Here is a 19544-nt window from a genome sequence, read left to right as displayed (position 1 = left end):
GGAAGTGCGTGCGATCACGGTCGCGGAGCGGCGTGCCGGAGCGGGTCGCGGATCGACGCCCTCTACTCCTGCTGTGACTAGAATGGCACCGAGGACAACGAATTCGGTGATGCCCTCACCATGAGGACTTCGGAAAGCCCTCAGCGCGCGGAGCATCACCGTCGAGCAGATGCACCTCACGTCGGGGTGGCGTAAACGGACAGGCTCAGCGGCATCCGTACTGACACCCCTCCCCCGCGCTCAGGGTTCCGAATGGATCTGAACACCATCGAGACGGTCGTCGAGGCACCCACCCGTGCCGAGCAGTCGGCGTGGGAGGCAGGCGACGCCTGGCTTGCCGGCGGCACGTGGCTGTTCTCCGAGCCGCAACCGGAATTGCGCCGGCTCATCGACGTGAGAGGTTTCGGCTGGGCACCGTTCAAGACCGACGCCGATGGGCTGGAGATCGCCGCGACGTGCACGCTGGCGCGACTCGTCGACATCCCGACGCCCGCGGAGTGGACTGCGACCTCGCTCCTGGACCAGTGCCGTCAGGCGCTGCTGTCTTCGTTCAAGGTCTGGAACGAGGCGACCGTGGGCGGCAACCTCTGCCTGTCACTGCCCGCCGGCTCGATGATCTCGCTCATGGCGTCTCTCGACGGCGTCTGCACCATCTGGACCCGCGAAGGCGGCGACCGACAGGTCACGGCCACCGACTTCGTCACCGGTCCGCAGCGCAACGTCCTCAGACCCGGTGAGCTGCTGCGCTCGATCACCTTGCCGGCGTCCGCGCTGCGCTGCCACACGGCTTTCCGTCGGATCTCGCCGGCCCCGCAGGGCCGGTCCGCCGCACTGGTCATCGGCAGGCGGTCACCCGACGACGGTACGTTCGTGCTGACAGTGACCGCATCGACCGTGCGTCCGGTCCGGCTGGCCTTCCGCGGGACACCCGGGCCGGGCGAGCTTCACGCCGCCCTCGACCAGGCCATCCCGCCGGAGCTCTACCACCGCGACGTGCACGGAGCACCGGCGTGGCGGCGCCACATGACTCTCCGGTTCGCCGAGGAGATTCGGTCAGAACTGTCATCACTCGGTGGGCGAGGCCGATGAAGATCGAGGTGAACGGTGAGATCTTCAGCGAACCAGCGCGCCCCGGACAGTGTTTGCGGAGCTACCTGCGGGATCTCGGCTGGTTCGGGGTGAAAAATGGCTGTGACGCGGGCGACTGCGGCACGTGCACCGTGCACGTCGACGGGCAACCTGTGCACAGCTGCCTCTATCCCGCGTTTCGCGCGGCCGGCCATCGGGTGACCACGGTGGAAGGCCTCGCCCGCGCCGGGGATCTCCATCCGGTCCAGCGCGACTTCCTGTCCGCCCAGGGCTTCCAGTGCGGCTTCTGCACAGCGGGCATGATCACGACGGTGGCCGCACTCGACCCCGCCCAGCAGCAGGATCTCCCCAGGGCGCTGAAGGGGAACTTCTGCCGGTGCACTGGCTACCGCTCGATCGAGGACGCCGTCCACGGGATCGTACGAGTGGAGCAGGATCCGGGAGGGGAGCCGTTCGGGCGGAACCTGCCGGCGCCCGCCGGCCGGCAGGTAGTGACGGGAACGGTCCGTTACACCCTGGACGTCCCCGTCGATGGCCTGCTGCATATGAAGCTGTTGCGCTCCCCGCACGCGCACGCGCGGATCACGGCGATCGACACGAGCGCCGCGCGTGCCGTTCCCGGTGTGCACACTGTCCTCACCCACGAGGACTCACCGCCACACCTGTACTCGACGGGACGGCATGAGGACCCCAAGGACGATCCCGCCGACACACGGCTCTTCGACGACGTCGTCCGATTCGCCGGGCAGCGGGTCGCGGCCGTCGTGGCCGACACGGTGGCAGCCGCGGAGGAGGGCTGCCGCAGGCTGGCCGTCACCTACGACCTGCTACCGAGCGTATTCGACCCCGAGGAGGCGATGGCGCCGGGCGCCCCCGTGCTCCACGGCGACAAGGGGACCGAGCAGTACATCGCGCACGCGAAGCGCAACATCGCCGATCAGGTGCACGGTGACATCGGCGATGTGGAGGCGGCCTTCGCGGAGGCCGATGTGATGTGCGAGCGCACCTACGCCACCCAACGTATCCAACACGCGCACCTGGAGACCCACGCCTCGATCGCCTGGCTGGACGAGTCCGGCTGCCTCACCGTACGGACGAGCAGCCAGGTGCCGTTCCTCACCAGGAAGGCACTGTGCACCCTCCTCGACCTGCCCACGGAGAAGGTACGGGTGGTGTGCGGCCGTGTCGGCGGCGGCTTCGGAGCCAAGCAGGAGATGCTCACCGAGGACGTCGTCGCGCTGGCCGCGCTGCGCACCAGGCGCCCCGTGCAGCTGGAGTTCACGCGGGAGGAGGAGTTCACCGCGACCGTCACCCGCCATCCGGTCAGCGTCCGCGTCAAGTTGTCCGCACGGCGCGACGGCACGCTCACGGCCGTGCAGTTGCGGGTCGTCTCCGACACCGGGGCGTACGGCAACCACGCCTGCACCGTGTCCCGCTCGTGCAACGAGTCGATCGCCGTCTACCGCTGTGCGAACAAGAAGGTCGACGGGTACGCCGTGTACACCAACCACATGCCCTCCGGCGCTTTCCGCGGCTACGGGCTCAGCCAGACGATCTTCGCCGTCGAGTCGGCGATGGATGAACTCGCCCGCGCGCTCGGCATGGACCCGATCGCCTTCCGGGAACGTAACGTGATCCGGCCGGGCGACGCCGTGGTGAGCTTCAGCACCGAGCCGGATGACGTCGAGATCGGCAGCTACGGCCTCGACCAGTGCCTGACCCTCGTCGACACGGCACTGCGCCGCGGCAACGGCGTTCAGGCGCCGCCGGGCGAGGAATGGCTCGTCGGGCAGGGGACGGCGCTGGCGATGATGATTACGAGTCCGCCCCACGGGCATCGAGCCGAGGCGCGGATCGGACTGCTACCGGATGGCCGCTACCAACTGGCCGTTGGCAGCGTCGAATTCGGCACCGGCACGACGACCGTGCACCAGCAGCTCGCCGCGAGCGTGCTCCACACGAGTCCCGACCGGATTCTGATTGCGCAGAGTGATACGGACCAGGTCGGCTACGACACCGGAGGGTTCGGCTCGACCGGGACGGTGGTCGCGGGCCTGGCGTCCGCCCGTGCCGCGGAGTCACTGCGTGAGAGCATCATCGCTGGCGCTGCGGACCACGTGGGCGGCGAGCGGTCAGCCGGTGAGCTCGACGAGGACCAGGTGTGCTGCGGCGGTGTGCGCATCCCGCTCGCCGAGCTCGGGGCGGTGCCCCAGGCCGCCGGCAGGGAGCTGCGCGCGACCGGCACCTGCGAGGGCTCCCCGCGTTCGGTCGCCTTCAACGTCCAGGGCTTCCGGGTCGCGGTCCATACCGGTACCGGTGAGATCAGGATCCTGCAAAGCGTCCAAGCGGGCGACGCCGGCCGGGTCGTCAATCCGATGCAGTGCCGTGGACAGATCGAGGGCGGTGTTGCGCAGGCCCTGGGCGCGGCCATGCACGAGTCGTTGGTGCTGGACGGGGAGGGCCACGTCACCACGGCGACGTTCCGCGATTACCACGTCCCGGAGTTCGCCGATGTGCCGCGGACGGAGGTGTACTTCGCCGACACCGCCGACGCCCTCGGTCCCCTGGGCGCCAAGTCGATGAGCGAGAGCCCCTTCCTCCCGGTCGCTGCCGCCTTGGCCAACGCGGTGCGGGACGCCACCGGGATTCGGCTCGGCACGATGCCGATGACGCGTGATCGGGTCTGTCTGGCCATCGCTGCCTCCCGCGGCACACCCGTCGCGCCTGACGAGGTCCGGGCAGACGGTCCAGTCGGGCACGCCCCGGCCTGATCGCCTCGCGCGAGGAAGGCGGCCTCGGCGTCGTCGGCCGACTTCGGCCGCGGCGGCCCGGGAGAGCCGTCACTCTGCTGCGGATGACCGGGACAGTGGGCCGGGTGGATCACCGGACGTCCCGGCAGAGCCAGTTGGTGACGGGCGGAACAGGGACAGCACCACACGTTGCCCCGGGTTGGGCAGGTCCACAGACGCCGGATCCGGTGCACCGGGCAACCACTACGCTCAACACCGGCGAATCACCTGGGTGTGGACGAAGCGGTGCGCGCGGCTGACCTCCTCTTCCCGGGTGTGGATGTGGAGGTCGAGCAGCTGATACTCACGGACGTCGAGGTGTGTGTGGCCGCACGGTGCAGACACCTGGCCTGACGCGCCGCCACGCCCGCCGGACCCGCCGGACGCAGTCGCTCGCTGCCCTGCTCACCGACGTGGCACTGTTCCTGGGCGGCCGTCCGGGAACCCGCCTGTCCGCACGCATGTCCATCTCGACTTGCACGGACACTCTGCTCCGGATGATCCGCACACCACCCGCCCCGGCGCCGGGCCTCATCCTCGTCCTCGGTGTCGACGAGTTCGCCCTGCGCCGCCGCAGGACCTACGCGACGATTCTGATCGACATCACCACCCACCGTCCCGTCGACGTTCTGGCCGACCGGACCGCCGAAACCTTCGCGACCTGGCTACGCGATCACCCCGAGGTGCGGGTCATCTGCCGCGACCGGGCAAGGTCCTTCCGCGACGGAGCCGGCGATACACCGCCCGCCGCACCTTCTGCCCAACGTGAACTCGACAGCCATGGGCGGCCCCGTCCGCTGGTCTTACGGACCCGTGAGCGGTATCACCAGATTCACAAACGCATCGAACGGGGCGACAGCATGCGTGCCATCGCCCGCGAACTCGGTCTCAGCCGGGGCAGCGTGGCCCTATCGCACCGGGGCCATCCCGACGCAGGCCCCGCGCTGCCCCTGCTGACCGTCCGCCGCGTCACGGGCTGGATCATGCGTCGCCCCGAGCACCTCACGGACACCGAACGCAAGCTCCTGACCGACTTGTGCGAGCGATGCCCGACCCTGGCCTCGACCACCGAGTACGCCCGGCGCCTGGCCGCGCTCCTACGTGACCGCCGCAACGAGCACCTGGCCTTCGAAGTCTGGCTTGCCGACGTCCGACTCGACGCACCACGCGAACTGCGGACCCTCGGCCGTGGCATGCGCCGCGACCGGGCCGCCCTCCTCTCAGCTCTGTTAGTCGCTGTGAGCGAGCGCAAGCCCTACAAGACCGACGTCAGCGACAAGCGCGCTTGCCCCTCCCGAAACCGCGAAACGGACTTCAGTCCACGTACTGCCCTCTCGGTTCTGTGATGCCCTGACGGCCACAGCCGGTATCGGTGGAGCGCTACCAGGTGCTTGCTGTGCGGTGCAGATCGTCGAAGCTTGTGTGCAGGTGGTGTCCGAGGGTGGCGTGCTGCGGGTCGGCCAGCCACCGTGCTGATGCGAGTTGGTACGCGGCGACGGAGACGGTGGCGGTCAGCGTGGCTGCCGGGTCGTAGATGCCCCGGGTGCGCAGTGCGTCGGCGATCGCCTCACCGAGGGCTGCCATCTTCGCCCGTTCGCGTTCCCGCAGATCGGTATGTGCGTCAAGGATGTGCCTGCGGCGCTGTGACGCGTCCCGGCGCTGGTCGAACCAGTCACTGGTGGCCGTGAATGCCGCGAGGACCGCGTCGAGCGGGGACTGCTCCGCGGGTGCCGCGCCCACCGCTTCGCGGATCTCGGCGATGAACCGGTCCTGGTCAGGAAAAAGCACCTCCCGCTTGTCGGCGAAGTGGTTATAGAAGGTGCGCTCGGTCAGACCGGCTCGCTTCGCGATCTCGGCGACTGTCGTCCGTTCGTAGCCGCGCTCGGTGAACAACTCGATCGCGGCTTCCTGGAGCCGTTCCTGCGCGCCGGCCGGCCATCGTCCCATGGCACACAGAGTAGTGATTACAGAGACTGCAATCAAGGTGTACGGTGATTTCAGAACCTGTAATCACCGTGGTGCTGCGGGACAGCGGCTGCGGTGATGAAGGCGAGGTGAGCCGTATGGGCCGGATCAGGTGGAGGAGTTCGTGATGGAGGCTGCCGGAACGCGGGTCGGAGTATTCCTGGGAGGCACGTTCGCGCAGGAACCCGGCATGACCAACCTTGTGGACCGGGCGGTGGAGCTCGCGCACGAGGTGGCCGACGCCGGTGTGCGCACCGTGTGGTTCGGGCAGGCGGCGGATTACGACGCGCCCCAGCTCGCGGCGCTGGTGGGCCGGGCGGAGCCCAGGGTCCACGTAGGCACCTCGGTGGTGCCGATGTATCCCCGCCATCCTCTGCTGCTCGCATCGGCGGCGAAGACGGCACAGGCAGCTACCGCAGGGCGGTTCCGGCTCGGTGTCGGGCTCGGCGCACGCTCTGTGCTCCAGCCGCAGTTCGGCCTGGCGTATCCGTCGCAGATCCAGCACCTGCGCGAGTACCTCACCGCGCTGCGCCCGCTGCTGGACGGCGACGACACCGCCTTCGAAGGGGAGACGCTGGCGTCGCGCCCGGTCGGCTCGACGGCCGTGGCCGGGGCTTCCCCGACCGTCCCGGTTCTGGTGGCCGCGATGGGTCCGCGGGCCCTCGCGGCTGCGGGCGAGTTGGCCGAGGGAACGATTCCATTCCTCGCCGGGCCTCGCACACTCGCCGAACAGATCGTGCCGACCATCACCGAAGCCGCCGCCGCGGCCGGGCGGCCGGCCCCGCAGATCGTGGCCGGGGTGCCCGCGGTGGTCACCGACGATGCCGCAGCCGCCCGCGACCGCGTATCGGCCGCCCTCGGCTTCTACGACAGCATCCCGTCCTACCGGAAGGTCATCGCGGCCGAGGGACTGTCGAACGCGGCGGACCTGCTGATCGCCGGCGACGAGGACATCGTCGCCGCCGGTTTGCGCCGCTATCTCGACGCCGGGGCCACCGAGGTCATGATCACCCACACCGACCTCTTCGATACCGAAGACCGCACGCGGACTTGGGCCATCGCCCAGCCTCTGTGAACCGGGACCGAACCGGTCGCACCGCCCCCGACTCCTTCTGCCGTGATCGCGGTGTGGTTCCCGACCGCTCGGCCCACCGCGCCTGCGGAAAGGGAAGCCGGCCACGCTCCAGCGGGGCAGGACGGGCGGCGGTCTGCTCGAACACCGCCGGCACGACATCCGGCCTGATCAAAAGCGGCTCCGAGGATGCAGGCCCCCGCCCCCGCAGGAATCCACCTGCACGCGCAACGGCCGGGAAACAACCTGTTCCCGGCACGCTCCAGGAAGCCCAGCCAGGACGCTGGGCCTCCTCTTCCCGGGCATCCTCCACGGCCAGGAGGAACTGCTGCACGATGATTTGGCGGCCCACCTCACCGCTCCGCTCGACCGTCCGTAGCAAAACCGGGGCCCACAGCCGCACCGGTCAGGTATGCGGAATGCCTCCGCTTCAAGATCCCGCAGCCGCTCATCATGCGTCGCCGTCTCATTCGCCAGGCCCACCATCCTGACAGACTCCCGCCCCGGCCGGCTCCCCGCCCGCCCGGCTGGGCAGACCGCGGGGGCCGGACCACTATGGGGTCGTCGGAGGCCGGGCGTGAGCCCAGCGAGTGGCCTCTACACCGCGGCCTGGCCGTGGGCCTGGAGTTGATGTGATGGCCAAGTCCCGGCACTAGAGGCCCACGATCGTCCGCCGCTACTTCAAGCCGTCGCCGGAGGCGATGGCCGAGATGACCCGCCTGCTCGCGCCGGGCGACACCGGCGTCAGGGGGCGGGCGCTTTGAAGCGCCAGCTGGCGGATTCGCTGCGGACGCAGTAGGCGCTGGTGTAGACGTTGTGCAGAGTGCCGGTGTCGCCGTTGCCGTTGATCTCCAGCCACCCTCCCTGAGCGGTTTGGCAGTTGTTCAGGGGGTGCATGACGTCTCCGAGGCGGACCGCGCCGTCCAGAGTCGTGGACTCCTCCGCGAAGACGAACCACTGGCCGGTGGCGGCGCGGTCGCCGCCCCGGGTCGTCAGGAACATCAGGTGAGCAGTGAGCATGCGTGCCCGGCAGGGCTGTCTGCGACCACGCCTGCCCGAGATGAGCGAGCCCTGGTCACATGGGCAGTGATCACGTTGCTGACGCGACGGCTCACCCGCCGCAAGGAACGCGCAGTAGCCCCGCGCGAGGTCAGGCCGTACTACCTGGTACCGAAGGCAGTCTGATCTACCCAGGCCTTCCGCAGTAACCCCGCTGGAAGGCAGCCCAGAAGTCCTCATCGATCCCGGTGTCAGCGAAGGAGTTCCAGTTGGTGTGGGCGACGAGTTGGTCGCGCCCGTCGCGGCTGTTGAGGGCGAAGGTCAGGTACCCGAGTGCACTGCCGCCATGGCCGTACGCACGGCCGCAGCCGGTGGCGTAGACGTAGACACCAAGGCCGTAGGCGACAGCGGGCGGGGCGCTGCCGGTTGTGGGAACCGTGTCGGTGAGCATCCGGCGAAGCAGTTCTGGGGGCAGGAGACGTCCTTGCAGCAGAGCCCGGAAGAAGCGTGCGATGTCGGCCGCGGTCGTGACGAGAGCGCCCGATGCACCAGCCTCGGATGGACTGAACGCGGTGACGTCGAAACGGGTTGGGTCCGGCGCGTTCGGCAGCAGGAGCGAAACGTCCGCGTAGCCGTGTACATGGGCTCCGTCAATGACGGTCTTCGCCAGCGGGTACGAAGTGTCGCGCAGCCCGAGGGGGGCGAAGACGCGGCGTTCGAGGTTGGTGCGCAGGTCGCGGTCGGTGATCCGTTCGACGACCAGGTCGAGCAGCAGGTAGTTGGTGTTGGAGTACCGGAATCGGGTGCCGGGAGCCGGGAAATACCGGGGTTGGGCAAGACCGATGCTGATCAGCTGGTCGCGGGGCCAGTACTGGTCAAGCCTGCGGAAGTGGGGAAGCAGCCCGTCGATGTAGTCGTACAGCCCGCTCGTGTGGTTGAGCAGCTGGCGGATAGTGATGGGCGCACCGGACAGTGCGTTGTCGGTGCGGACCTGGTCAGGCAGCAGGCTCTGCACGGTGTCGTCGAGTCTTAACCGGTGCTCGGCGACGAGTTGCAGGACGACCGTTGCGGTGAAGGTCTTGGTGACGCTCCCGGCGCGGATCTTAAGGTCCGGTGCCATCGGAGTGCCGGCGGATCGGTCGGCGACGCCGGCCGCGCCGAAGCGGTCGTCCGAGCCACGGCGGGCTCGGAGGAAGGCGCCTGGGTTGGGGTTCGGGTCGGCCACCACCTGGTCGACCAGGGCCTGTAGGGCCGGGTCACGGCGGCCGCCAGCCGTCTGTCCGCCACTGGCCTGGCCCGCGGTGGCCATGCCGGATGGCAGCAGGAGAGCAAGAGCGATTCCCAGACCTAACAAGCGGGTTGAGCGTCGTCGGATCATCGCAAGGGCGCCTCTCTGGTGGCAATATAGACGTACGGTTATAGCACGCGATACCGTCCTCACGTGCCAAGAGTTGCCGACCATGACGCCCGCCAGGGGCAGATCACCGATGCCGTCCAACGCCTGATCGTTCGACATGGCCTCACCGCCGTGACCGTCGCCCGGACCGCCGCAGAAGCGGGCATGTCCGTCGGCCTGGTGCAGCACTACTTCACGGCAAAGGACGAGATGCTGCTGGCCACGTTCACCCGCGTCAACGGGCGTTTCACCGCGCGAGTGGACGAGCTGGTGAACCGAGGCGAGGCCGAGGGCCGCACCATCGCCGAGATGCTGCGGCAGGCGCTGACCGAGCTCATACCGCTCGACGACGCTCGCCGCGCGGAATTCCTGGTCCGTCTCGCCTTTGCGGACCAGGCCGCGCACAACGCCCGCCTTGCCAACGTTCAGAGAGAAACCCTTGTGGGCATCCGCTCACGCGTCGCCCAAGCCATCAAAAATGGCATGGTGTGCGGCGAGGCCGCTCAGGGGATCGACGCGGCTGACCAGGCCCTGCACATCGTCGCGTTCGCCGAAGGACTCGCCCTGCACACGCACATCGACCCCGACGGCACACCGAAACCGGCGATCCGCGCCGCGCTGGACGACCAACTCGGCCGCGTCTTCACCGGAACCTGCCGACGCGCCCAGCTCGGTTAGAGAACCGCAAAGCGGCAGCCTGGGAGACAAAGCCAGCACCAGAGCCCAGCGCTGTTCAGAGCCGAGGATCAGAAACACGCACTTAGCTTGTTCCTTAAGGGTGGGTTGGGTGTACGGGCCGGACTGCCGAGGGGGGCGGATGTTCCTGAACCCGCGCCGGACGCGGGTCGGGGTGAGCGCGGCGCCGGTGCTGATGGTCTTCTCCCAGGGCTTGCGCCGGTCGGCTGCCAGCGGCAGCCCGGGGCGGAGCTGGGTGTGCGCGGCGATCACCAGCCACGTCCACCGGTCCGCCGCCTGTGGGTCACGCAGCCGGGGGCGAATCCAGCCCAGGGACTGCTTGAATAGGCGGAACGTGTGCTCAAGGTCGAATCTGCGCAGGTAGCACGACCGGACGAAGTCGACGCCTACCGACGGCTGGCGGACCGCCACCCCTCAGCAATGCTGCCCGGCACCTGGCGCTCGACCGGGCCGGCGGCGATGTAGTCGACCGACAGTCCCGCGAGCTCTGCCGGCTACGAACCCCTACACTGGCGGTACGGCGGGTGACCTGACCGACGTGGTCGGCGTCCCCCACTCTGCACACAGTCACGAGTGGGGCTCCAATCCGCAAGAGAGCGCCGCCTGACCCGCGACGGCTCGGAGCGCACGGTGGTGCCTCACCCGGCCTGCTCGGACCGGTCGGTTTCACCGGCCGTGCCGAGCACATGCAGCCCGGTGTCGATGAGCCGAGCCGCACGCATGACGTCTGCGGTGACGGCCTGGTGAAGCCGCTCGGGAGCGACGTCGCGCCCGAGGTGGCGGCGCAGGGCTTGGAACTGCACGGACCACAGGCCAAGGAGGGCGACAGCGGCGATCTGCGGTTCGGGGTCGTCCTGGCTCAGGCCGGCGCGCGAGGCGAGAATCTCGGCGGCCTCGGCGACCAGCCGGTCAGTCATGTCCCGCTGATAGGCCCGCAAAGACGGGGTGGACCTGATCAGCCTCCCGAAGCGCATGAACGCGACCTTCGCCTCGACAGGGTCGGCCTGCGCGGCGAGCCAGGAGGTGATGTCCTTCAGCTCTTGGGCGAGGATCGCCAGCGCCGCCTCGACCGGCGCCAGGCCCGGGTCAGCGAGAGTCTGGCGCAGCGAGTTCATGGTGGCCTCGCCCAAATCCAGGACCAAGGACTCCTTGGTCGGGAAGTAGTTGAACACCGTCTTCTCCGAGACTCCGCACGCCTGCGCGATCTCCGCCACGCGCACAGCCTCGAAGCCGCGCTCCAGGAACATGGCGGTCGCTGTATCAGACAGCTGCTGACGCATCAGCCGCTTCTTGCGCTCCCGAAGGCCTTCGTCCGCGGATTCCTGGCTCCTTGGGCGGAGGGTCGACCAGTCCACAGTGCGCATGCTCATGCCTCAGATAGTAATCCAGCCACTGGAAAAGTTCTGCTACAGTAAATTTTCAGTGACTGTACGCGATGGGTTTCCTGTCGCCCGCCCGGAAGGGTCCCAATGAGTGAGATCCACATCGTCCGCGACTACCCCCACCGGCCGGAAACGGTGTGGCGCGCGGTCACCGACCCTCAGTTGGTCCCGCTGTGGACGGCGACCGGCGCCGGGGCCCGCCTCGAGGGCTTCGCGCCCGTCGTTGGCACCAAGTTCGCCTTCGTGGCCAAGCCTCGGCCCGGATGGAGCGGCGTCGTCTCCTGTGAGGTTCTGGAGGTGCGCAAGCCGGAACTATTGCGGTTTTCTTGGCAGGATGAGAGCGGAGGTGCGGTGACCGAGGTCGCCTACCGGATTCAGGCGTGGAGCGAAGGCACACGCTTCATCTACGACCACACGGGCTTCACCGGTGTCGGCGGCCTGTTCATGTCCAAGTTTCTCGGCAGCGTCCGCGCCAAGATGCTCAGGAAGGGCCTGCCCGCGGTGCTGGACGACCTCGATGATCAGGGTTCGCTGCGCCCGGACAGTTCTCTGCGCCCACATGAATAGGTCGTCAAGATCGGCGGCGCCGCTGGTGCCGGTGGTACGCCCCTGAGTGCCCGCCACGACGCCGAGCATGGCTCCGGGCTGGGAACCCAACGTCGAGTCATGGAGTACGCGTTCGCCCACGTGCACTGGTTTCGCCGCCTGCGGGTGGCTCATTGGCGCGTGGCACTGCGCATCAGTTCCTCGAGGTCGCGTTCGCCTGTCGGGGTCTGCGCCCCGTTGCGCAGTCCTCGGCCACGAGACCATCGTGATCAGCGACCACGGCGGTGCTCCTGCGGCGGCCCTGATCCCCGTCGGCGAACTCGCGGAGCTGCGGCGCTTGCAGGAGGAAGCCGACATCACTGAAGCCGGCCACCGCAAAGCCGAGGGCGCGGGCCGGTAGTGACGCATGACGCGTTCATGGCCGATTTGGAGGCCGATGACGCGCGGGCAGCCGCTTCGTGACCCGTGCGATGGTGCGGCAGCATCAGGCCACCGCGCGCTCGGGTGACTGCCCCAACTCGACCTCCAGAGCGCCAAGGAATGCGCTGCCGCAGTGCGCTCGACGATGTTCTCCGCCCACGTAGACCCTCCAGGCGTAGGCCACGACGGGACTTCCCCGCCGGGCCGGCCGGGGCCGACGACCGAGCTCACCGCCATCGCGACAGACTGCGTCCTCAACGCGAGATGCGAGGCGAGGTGATGTCAGAGGCACAGCCGCGTTCCGGCGGCGGTCACTGCGGTGGCGTTGATGGACGGGCCGAGCCCTGATCGCGTCCAGCACGGCCCTCCAGAACGTGCGCCCCGTCTCCCAGCGCGGCGACGTGAGCAGCGCTGGCCGGGGAACGAAGATCAGCACTTCGGCCCAGCCGTATGGAAGAACAGCGACTCCGGGCTGGTGGGGGCGTCGAGCCGCAGCAAGTTGCTCACATCGCCGGCGAACACGATCCGCCCGCCGGCGGTACGCGGCAATGGCATGGTGGCCAGCAGCTGGTGCAGGCAGTGCAGCTCCAGCCAGCCGTGATTGACCACGCCGTACACCGCCCCATCCCCCACGCCGATGCTCAACCTATGAGCGTCAACTCGACCAGCGACGTGACCGGGCCCTCCGAGCACAGCACCGCATCGGTGACCGCGAAGAGCGCATCCTCGCACCGGCGGCACATCCTCGAACCGGACCCTCCATCCAGCCCCCGGCGCCACCCAACGCACCGCGGGAAGTTCCCCACACCGCGAACTCCTGGACCGGACATTGATCTGGAACCAGCGACATCTCCCCCACCCTGCGCGAGTTCGAGCAGTTCTACAACACACACCGCCCACACCAGGGCATCGCAAACGCCAGACCGCTCCGCCCCGTGCCCCCGCCGATCGACGATCCCGACGCGTTAACCCACCTCGACATACGCCGACACGATCGCCTCGGCGGCATCCTCCACGAAATACCAACATGCAGCGTGACCTGCACGGACGAGGTTTCCGGCAAGGCCACCCTCGGCGCCCGTGCACAATGTAGTTGCACCGGTCGAGCCAGCCGGGGAACGCTGTCTGGCGTTCGGCCTCCGAGAGGGCGGCTCGTGCGTTGACGTCCGTTTCCGAGTGCTGCTTGCAGCAGGGGTGCTGATCGCGATGCCGCTCCTGTTTCCTGGCGAAGTTGCCGGTGTCGGCTTCGGTACGGACGCTGACTTGACCAGGCGCTTCAGCTTGGCCCGGGTGCCTTCGCCGTTCTCCGGCAGCAGTTCGTGACCGAGGGCCCGGCAGTCCTTCAAAAACGCCGTCATGAGCAGCCTCCAGGAGGCGAACAGACCGTGCCGCAGGTCACGCGAACCTCACTCAGCGGCCACGGTCGGCGGCAGTCCCATAAGTCAGCACCTTGTCACGCTCGCGCGCAACGCCCTGTTCGGGTGGCCTGCGGGGGCACCCCACATGTGCCGCGGACTCACCCCGCCTCGATCGCCCGCATCAGGAGTGGAAACGCCTTCTCGAGCTCACGCGCCCAGTAGGGCCACGTGTGCGAGCCAGTGCAGGTCTCGAAGGTCACGTCGAGACCAAGGTGAGTCGCCCGCTTGACAAACTCCTGGTTTTGCCGCAATTGGACAGCTTCGTATCGGACGGAGATATCAGAAGGATCGGTTCCGGGCGGATCCAACGGTCCGATCCGCCCGTTACCGCAGGACACGAACAACTTCGTGCCGCGCAGGTCCTTTACGAGATCCGCCGGGTTGTGCGCCGCCCAGATGGCGTGCTGTGCCGTTGGATCGCCGAAGAGGCTGAGCGGGTCGTACCCGTTAGGCGCGATATGTGTCTGCAAGAACCACATCGCGAACGGGTCGGAGGATACTGGCTCGGCGGTCGGGTGAAGCGTGTCCAGCGTGCCGCTGAAGGACGCTGCGGCACGGAAGAAACCGGGATGGCGAGCCGCGTACGACATCGCGCCGAAGCCCCCCATGGACAGACCTGCGATCGCGCGCCGGTTGGCGGCGTGGAGCCCCCGCGCGAGGATCTGTGAGAGCTCCACCAAGTGGAACGTCTCCCAGCCCGGCTTGCTACCCGCACCGCGGGCCCACCAGTCCGTGTAGAAACCGAGCGCTCCGCCATCCGGCATGACGACCAGTACATCGCGCTTGCGGACCAGGCGCGCGACGTCGCTGTGCCGCGCCCAGTCCGTGTAGTCGCCGTAACCGCCATGGAGAAGGTAGAGCACCGGCCATGAGGCGCCGGCTCGCGAGCCGAACCGATTCGGAAGGATGATGCGCACCGACGCGGTGTGGCCGAGCGCAACCGAATCGATCGTGATGTCCACCGTGCGCGGGTCAAGGAAGTTCTGCGCGATCACGCTCGCACCGCTGTCGGCCTGGACTCCGATGAGGTGCGGGTTTCGCTCATCTCCGCCGCTCGCCACAGCGACACCCTGCGACGTCGTCACGGCCACTCCGGCCGTCGAAGCAACCCCGAAGAATCGCCTTCGATTGAGTGTCGTCATTGACCTCTCCTCATGCGAAGCGGATCGCTGCTCCGTCGTGCGGCACCGCGCGGCGACAGGAAGCCGAAGTGAATTCAATTTGCTGCCCCGCTCCGTACATGTCAAGAGTGACCCAAGACGAGATCGACCAAGCCCTGGCCGCATCGAGGCCGGACAGGAAGGACACCGGCTGCCACGGTCCCCCGACGGCCCGGCCCCGGCGGGGCAATCGAATAGCCACGTCTGCACTGCCGCGTGATACCGGTCGGACAAGCGGCCGCCGACACTGACCGGCGCGGGCGCTGGGCGGCGCGGAGGCACCGGCAGGGGCTGGTGCGGCACGGATCGGGGCCGCGACCGCCCACAGCCCCGATTGCGAACCGGCATGTCTCGTCTCGATTCATGCAGCCTCGGAACTACGCCGTTCGCACCTGAGCCGGTCCGATCCGGCCGCAAGCGCAGCCAGGACAGCCGCACCGCACACGCGCGCAGCGGGTCTCGACGCCCTCCAACCCGGCGCCGGCCACGACGTAGTCCACCGCGTCGAAGCACGGATCAGCCACACATGCCTTTGGATCGATGGCCATCAGACTGCGCTCCGGGCCACCGTTGCTCTTGGGGATCGGTATCAGCGCCACCATCGCCCCGGCAATGAGCGCCGGAACCACCGGCGCCAAGGCCCAGGACGCGGGGATCGCCTCGGCGACCGTCAACGTCGCCCAGCAGATCGGGGGGTCGGTCGGCACGCCGCTGCTCAACTCGCTCGCCGCCTCCGCGCTGGCCAGCTTCCTGGTCGGCGAGGACGCAACCAGCCAGACCGTCCAGACCAACGCCGCGGTTCATAGCTACACCGTGGCCTTCGGGGGCACAAGCGCGATCTTCGCCGCAGGCGCCTCATCTGCGGCCTGATCCTACGAATCGGCAACCCCGAACCCGGGGGTGCCTCTGACGCTTTGTGATGGGTGATCTTGACGACGGCCCGGGAAGCCGGACCGAGTGCGCGAGCCCCTTTGCCGTGGCACGAATGGACCGATCAGCGTTCCTCCCGCCGCCTGAGCACCCACCAACAACCGCCAAAGAGCCACGGACAACTACGAGACATCTCGAGGCGCGAGGGGCGGCCGTGCCTGCTGTCCGGGGAATGGCGAACCCCGGCACGAGCCGAACCGCACCGGGGTTCAACGACAGGCTCAGTACCGCGTGGGGAACAGCTGGAGGCTGGCCCTATTGCCGGAGACCGACTTCACCCAGATCTTCAGGTTGTTGAACTTGACGGTGCCGCCCGGGCTGGTGCTGCCGCTGAGGCTCCCGCCGGCGGCCGACATCTTGACGGACCGGGAGCTTACGCTCGTGATCTTCAACTTCCCGAAACCGAACTTGCGGCTGTCGACCGTGATGGTCTTGGGCGCCGACACGGTGGTCTTGCACCGCCCGTCGTAGCAGGGCCCGTTGGCAGCAGACGCCGCCGGCGTCATCAGGCCGAACGCGAGTGTGCCCCCCATGGTCAGCGTCACGGCGGTCGTCGCGGCCCGTCGGCGCATACCGGTACTCATCTGTTGGACCTCCTGTGTTCAAGGGGGAATCTTGCTCGACTTTCCTATCCCGCCGGGCCCGGGACCCCTCCCGGGAAGGCATCCGAGCGCCGACGTCGTCAACGCCGCGCCACGCCTCACCCCGGCGCCGTATGCCCATTGCCGTCCAAGAAGTGCAGGTCAAGGTCGCTGAGGACGGGCTCGCCGGACGCACGTATCGGTTAGACCGCCGTCTCCCCAAGCCGCCGAAGAGCACCGGGCCCACTGGGAGCAGTGGCGCGTGGCCGCATGCGGGCGGCGGCGACCGAACACGCCAAGTCGGCCGGACTGAACAGGTTCGGGGTGGAACAGGCAGTGAGGAAGGCCGACCGGCGGCCAGACGAGGCTGCCGGGGCTCAGCAGCGCGGGGCCGTATCCGGCGAGCAGACGTCTTCCGTGTCAGGTCTGCGTGTGTTGCTGAAGCGGTGGCTACGTACGCGGACGCTTCACTGTTCCCGTAGCCCTGGCGACGGGAGCCGCCCGGCCGAGGACAAGGCAGCTCCCGCCGCGGAAAGTGAGGAGCTTTCGCGGCACATCGGCCTGCGATGGCCTTGGCCTTGGACTCCGCGGCGTCGAGTGCGTGCCGGCGGGGGGGCTTCGTAGAGGAGATTCAGCACGAGCGATCGCGAACCGCTCCAATGCGGCCTCCGCTTTGGTCGACCGCGCCTCGGGCCGCTTCTTGGCACTCCTGGCGAACACCGTCCACCCCGCCGCCCCGGAAAACAGTGCCCGTCGCGTGGCGGCGGCGACGGCGCTTGCCCGCGCGCTGAGGCGGCAATCCCGCATAGTTGTGGGACGGAGACGTTCTGGCGGTTGGTCCGAACGGGTCCCACGGTTAGCCTATGCCTCTCGCTGTACCAGCGGCCGCGCTGATCCACCGCTCCGAGGAAGACTTCGTGACGAATCTCCAGGACCCGCAGGATATTCCGGACCCTCAGGACGTGCCCGACGGCACGGGCTCGGTGGTACCGCCTCCCGGCTGCCCCGCCCACGGCGGCGCCTCACCGTTGTACGGGCGGCAGTTTCTGCGGAATCCGACCGAGAGCTACCAGCGGATGAGGCGCGACCACGGGCAGGTCGCCCCGGTCCTGCTCGAGGCCGACATCCCCGCGTGGCTCGTCCTCGGCTACCGCGAGATGCGCCAGGTCCTCGGCGACACCCAGACCTACGGCCGTGACCCCCGCCGCTGGAACCGCTGGGACGAGGTTCCGCCCGACTGGTCCCTCATGCCCTGGGTGGCCTACAGCCCCATGATCCATTTTACGGAGGGGGACGAGCACCGGCGGCGCTCGGCGGCCGTCAGCGACGCTCTCTCCACCGTCGATCCCTTCGAGTTGCGTACGCACTGCGAGCGCTTCGCCGACGGTCTGATCGATGAGTTCGCCGGCAGCGGCAAGGCGGACCTGGTGTTCGACTACGTCTACTCGGTGCCCGCCCTCGCCATGGGCATGATGTTCGGCCTGCCCGAGGACCAGCTCGAGGACATGGCGCAGGCCCTGACTGCGAGCCTTGACGCCAGCGGGGACGTCATCCCGGCCCAGCAGCGGGCCGCCGAGATAGTGGGGCGGCTGGTGACGGCCAAGCGTGATGCGCCGGGTCCGGACATCACCTCCCGGTTCATCCGGAGTTCCCCGAACCTCACCGACGAGCAGTTGGTCGGAGACATCATGGTGATGATGGTCGCGGGCTTTCCCGCCACGTCGTACTGGATCGGCTCCACCGTCCGGCTGATGCTCACCGACAGCCGGTTCGCCGTGACCCTCGCGGGCGGCCGAAGGAGTATCGGCGAGGCCATGGCCGAGGTGCTGTGGGCGGACTCCCCCGTCCCGAACGCCATCGGGCGCTTCGCCATTCGGGACACCATGCTCGGAGGCCAGCGCATCCGCACCGGTGACCTTCTCGTCCTCGGCCTCGCCGCCGCGAACATGGACCCGCTGCTGTGGCCCGACACCACGGCGGGCTTCGCCGGGAACAACGCGTATCTGTCCTTCACCGGCGGTGACTACGGATGCCCGGCGGGGGCGCCCGAGCTGGCCAGGATCATCGCGGAGACAGCGATCGAGGTGCTGCTCGACCGGGTTCCGGATCTGACCCTGGCCGTCGAGCCCGAGGAGCTCGAGTGGATTGACTCCCTGTGGTGCCGAGCCCCGTCCAGCCTCCCCGTCACCTTCACCCCTACGCACATCAACGCGGGCTAGGTGCAGTGCCGTTGTTCAGGTCGTGGGGGTGGTGGGTTCCCGGGTAGTGGTTCCTGGGGGTGGCTCGGGTGTCTGCGCGTGTGTCTGAGTTATCGGGCCTGGCGCTGTTGACCTGGGTGTATCCGCCGAGCGGCTTGTGCGTGCGGGGAGCAGCGCAGACGGCTGCTTCCCGCGCGACTGGTGGTGTACTTCGTGCTGGGGCTGGCGTTGTTCTCTCCGGCTCCGTATCTGGAAGTGATGCGGCACCTGGTGGAGGGTCTGCGGGGCCAGGGGCTGTTGGGCGGCTGGCATGTGCCGGCGAAGTCCTCGCTGTTCCGGGCCCGGCAGCGGCTGGGCTGTGAGCCCCTGCGGGTGCTGTTCGCCACGACCGCCAAGCCGATGGCCACCGAGGCGACCCCTGGTGCGTTCTGGCGGGGCTTGCGGCTGCTGGCGGTGGACGCAACCTGCTGGGACATCGCGGACAGCGAAGCCAACGAGGCCGCCTTCGGGCGTCCAGGCAACGGCCGCGGGCCGGGTAAGAGCGCGTTCCCGCAGGTGCGGATGGCTGCTTTGGTGGAGGTGGGCAGCCATGCGGTGCTGGACGCGGAACTCGCCGGCTGCCGCACCGGGGAAGTCACCCTGGTCGGCCGCCTGCCGCGGTCACTCGGCCCGGGCCGGCTCGTCCTGGCCGACCGTGAGTTCCTCGGTGTCCCGTTGTGGCAGGCCTTCACCGCCACCGGCGCCGATCTGCTGTGGCGAGTGCCCGCCAACCGCGTCCTGCCGGTCACAAGGCGGCGACGGGCGTCGTGCAGCGCGTGCCAGGCGGTGGGGTCCAGCAGGCCGAAGGAGATGAGGCCGGTGCCGCGGCGGCCGGCGACGGCGGCGGCCTTCGGGCCGAGCAGC

General features: G+C 68.6%; 16 protein-coding genes and 4 pseudogenes. 10 read left to right on the top strand and 10 right to left on the bottom strand.

All coding sequences use genetic code 11. The annotated features are described in order from the left end of the window. Positions 1–252: 252 nt before the first annotated feature. From ABD329_RS23100 to ABD329_RS23090, 3 genes are all read left to right on the top strand, one after another. Positions 253–1089, top strand: coding sequence for an FAD binding domain-containing protein (locus tag ABD329_RS23100; RefSeq protein ID WP_198274770.1), 837 nt, complete (start codon positions 253–255; stop codon positions 1087–1089). Beyond that, positions 1086–3860, top strand: coding sequence for a molybdopterin-dependent oxidoreductase (locus tag ABD329_RS23095; RefSeq protein ID WP_198274771.1), 2775 nt, complete (start codon positions 1086–1088; stop codon positions 3858–3860). Before ABD329_RS23100 ends, ABD329_RS23095 begins: the two co-directional genes overlap by 4 nt. Positions 3861–4375: 515 nt before the next feature. Continuing rightward, the gene (locus tag ABD329_RS23090; RefSeq protein WP_198274772.1) at positions 4376–5224 is read left to right on the top strand and encodes a transposase; all 849 of its coding nucleotides are present in this window, start codon (positions 4376–4378) and stop codon (positions 5222–5224) included. A 34-nt stretch (positions 5225–5258) separates the two neighbouring features. Here the strand turns inward: ABD329_RS23090 and ABD329_RS23085 are convergent, their stop codons facing one another. After that, positions 5259–5825 (bottom strand): TetR/AcrR family transcriptional regulator, encoded by a 567-nt coding sequence (locus tag ABD329_RS23085; RefSeq protein WP_198274773.1) that lies wholly within the window; start codon positions 5823–5825, stop codon positions 5259–5261. Positions 5826–5970: 145 nt separating this feature from the next. On the opposite strand from ABD329_RS23085, the gene ABD329_RS23080 reads away from it, so the two are divergent. Then, complete coding sequence (locus ABD329_RS23080) at positions 5971–6918, top strand: TIGR03564 family F420-dependent LLM class oxidoreductase (RefSeq protein ID WP_198274774.1); 948 nt, start codon at positions 5971–5973, stop codon at positions 6916–6918. Positions 6919–7659: 741 nt separating this feature from the next. Here ABD329_RS23080 and ABD329_RS23075 read toward each other — a convergent pair. Together ABD329_RS23075 and ABD329_RS23070 are read right to left on the bottom strand one after the other, a co-directional pair. Then, a complete protein-coding gene (locus tag ABD329_RS23075; RefSeq protein WP_214664455.1) occupies positions 7660–7917 on the bottom strand; it encodes a hypothetical protein in 258 nt (85 codons plus the stop codon). A 184-nt stretch (positions 7918–8101) separates the two neighbouring features. Then, complete coding sequence (locus ABD329_RS23070) at positions 8102–9223, bottom strand: serine hydrolase (RefSeq protein ID WP_198274776.1); 1122 nt, start codon at positions 9221–9223, stop codon at positions 8102–8104. A 132-nt stretch (positions 9224–9355) separates the two neighbouring features. Here ABD329_RS23070 and ABD329_RS23065 point away from each other — a divergent pair, with 132 nt between their 5' ends. Next, positions 9356–9988, top strand: a complete 633-nt coding sequence (locus ABD329_RS23065; RefSeq protein ID WP_198274777.1) for a TetR/AcrR family transcriptional regulator — start codon at positions 9356–9358, stop codon at positions 9986–9988. 101 nt (positions 9989–10089) lie between these two features. Here the strand turns inward: ABD329_RS23065 and ABD329_RS23060 are convergent. Together ABD329_RS23060 and ABD329_RS23055 are read right to left on the bottom strand one after the other, a co-directional pair. Beyond that, positions 10090–10387 (bottom strand): annotated as a pseudogene (locus ABD329_RS23060) (NF041680 family putative transposase); the annotation flags it as partial. A 257-nt stretch (positions 10388–10644) separates the two neighbouring features. Beyond that, positions 10645–11370 (bottom strand): TetR/AcrR family transcriptional regulator, encoded by a 726-nt coding sequence (locus ABD329_RS23055; RefSeq protein WP_198274778.1) that lies wholly within the window; start codon positions 11368–11370, stop codon positions 10645–10647. 105 nt (positions 11371–11475) lie between these two features. Between ABD329_RS23055 and ABD329_RS23050 the strand changes: the two genes are divergently transcribed. Together ABD329_RS23050 and ABD329_RS23045 are read left to right on the top strand one after the other, a co-directional pair. Then, a complete protein-coding gene (locus ABD329_RS23050) occupies positions 11476–11955 on the top strand; it encodes an SRPBCC family protein (RefSeq protein ID WP_198274779.1) in 480 nt (159 codons plus the stop codon). Positions 11956–12199: 244 nt separating this feature from the next. Next, positions 12200–12334 (top strand): hypothetical protein, encoded by a 135-nt coding sequence (locus ABD329_RS23045; RefSeq protein WP_281404577.1) that lies wholly within the window; start codon positions 12200–12202, stop codon positions 12332–12334. A 449-nt stretch (positions 12335–12783) separates the two neighbouring features. Here ABD329_RS23045 and ABD329_RS23040 read toward each other — a convergent pair whose 3' ends face one another. The 3 genes and pseudogenes from ABD329_RS23040 to ABD329_RS23030 form a co-directional block, all read right to left on the bottom strand. Beyond that, entirely contained in the window at positions 12784–12999 is a 216-nt protein-coding gene (locus tag ABD329_RS23040) for a hypothetical protein (protein ID WP_198274780.1), read from the bottom strand. Positions 13000–13870: 871 nt separating this feature from the next. Then, positions 13871–14914 (bottom strand): alpha/beta hydrolase, encoded by a 1044-nt coding sequence (locus ABD329_RS23035; protein WP_198274781.1) that lies wholly within the window; start codon positions 14912–14914, stop codon positions 13871–13873. Between the two features lie 458 nt (positions 14915–15372). Continuing rightward, positions 15373–15504: pseudogene (locus tag ABD329_RS23030) on the bottom strand (aminoglycoside phosphotransferase family protein); the annotation flags it as partial. Positions 15505–15544: 40 nt separating this feature from the next. Between ABD329_RS23030 and ABD329_RS23025 the strand changes: the two are divergent. Continuing rightward, positions 15545–15802: an MFS transporter gene (locus tag ABD329_RS23025; RefSeq protein ID WP_198274782.1), complete on the top strand. Its 258-nt coding sequence runs from the start codon at positions 15545–15547 to the stop codon at positions 15800–15802. 281 nt (positions 15803–16083) lie between these two features. On the opposite strand, the gene ABD329_RS23020 is transcribed toward ABD329_RS23025, so the two are convergent. Then, a complete protein-coding gene (locus tag ABD329_RS23020; RefSeq protein ID WP_246618069.1) occupies positions 16084–16434 on the bottom strand; it encodes a hypothetical protein in 351 nt (116 codons plus the stop codon). 926 nt (positions 16435–17360) lie between these two features. Between ABD329_RS23020 and ABD329_RS23015 the strand changes: the two genes are divergently transcribed. Together ABD329_RS23015 and ABD329_RS23010 are read left to right on the top strand one after the other, a co-directional pair. Beyond that, on the top strand, positions 17361–18662 hold the full coding sequence (locus tag ABD329_RS23015; protein WP_198274784.1) for a cytochrome P450: 1302 nt from the start codon (positions 17361–17363) through the stop codon (positions 18660–18662). Between the two features lie 120 nt (positions 18663–18782). Next, positions 18783–19385: pseudogene (locus ABD329_RS23010) on the top strand (IS4 family transposase); the annotation flags it as partial. Between the two features lie 47 nt (positions 19386–19432). Here ABD329_RS23010 and ABD329_RS23005 read toward each other — a convergent pair. Continuing rightward, a pseudogene (locus ABD329_RS23005) lies at positions 19433–19544 on the bottom strand (LLM class flavin-dependent oxidoreductase); the annotation flags it as partial.

The organism is Streptomyces javensis, from assembly GCF_039525925.1.
Taxonomy (GTDB): domain Bacteria; phylum Actinomycetota; class Actinomycetes; order Streptomycetales; family Streptomycetaceae; genus Streptomyces; species Streptomyces asiaticus.
Note: the sequence above shows the minus strand (reverse complement) of the source record. Positions and strands in the feature narration are given on the sequence as shown.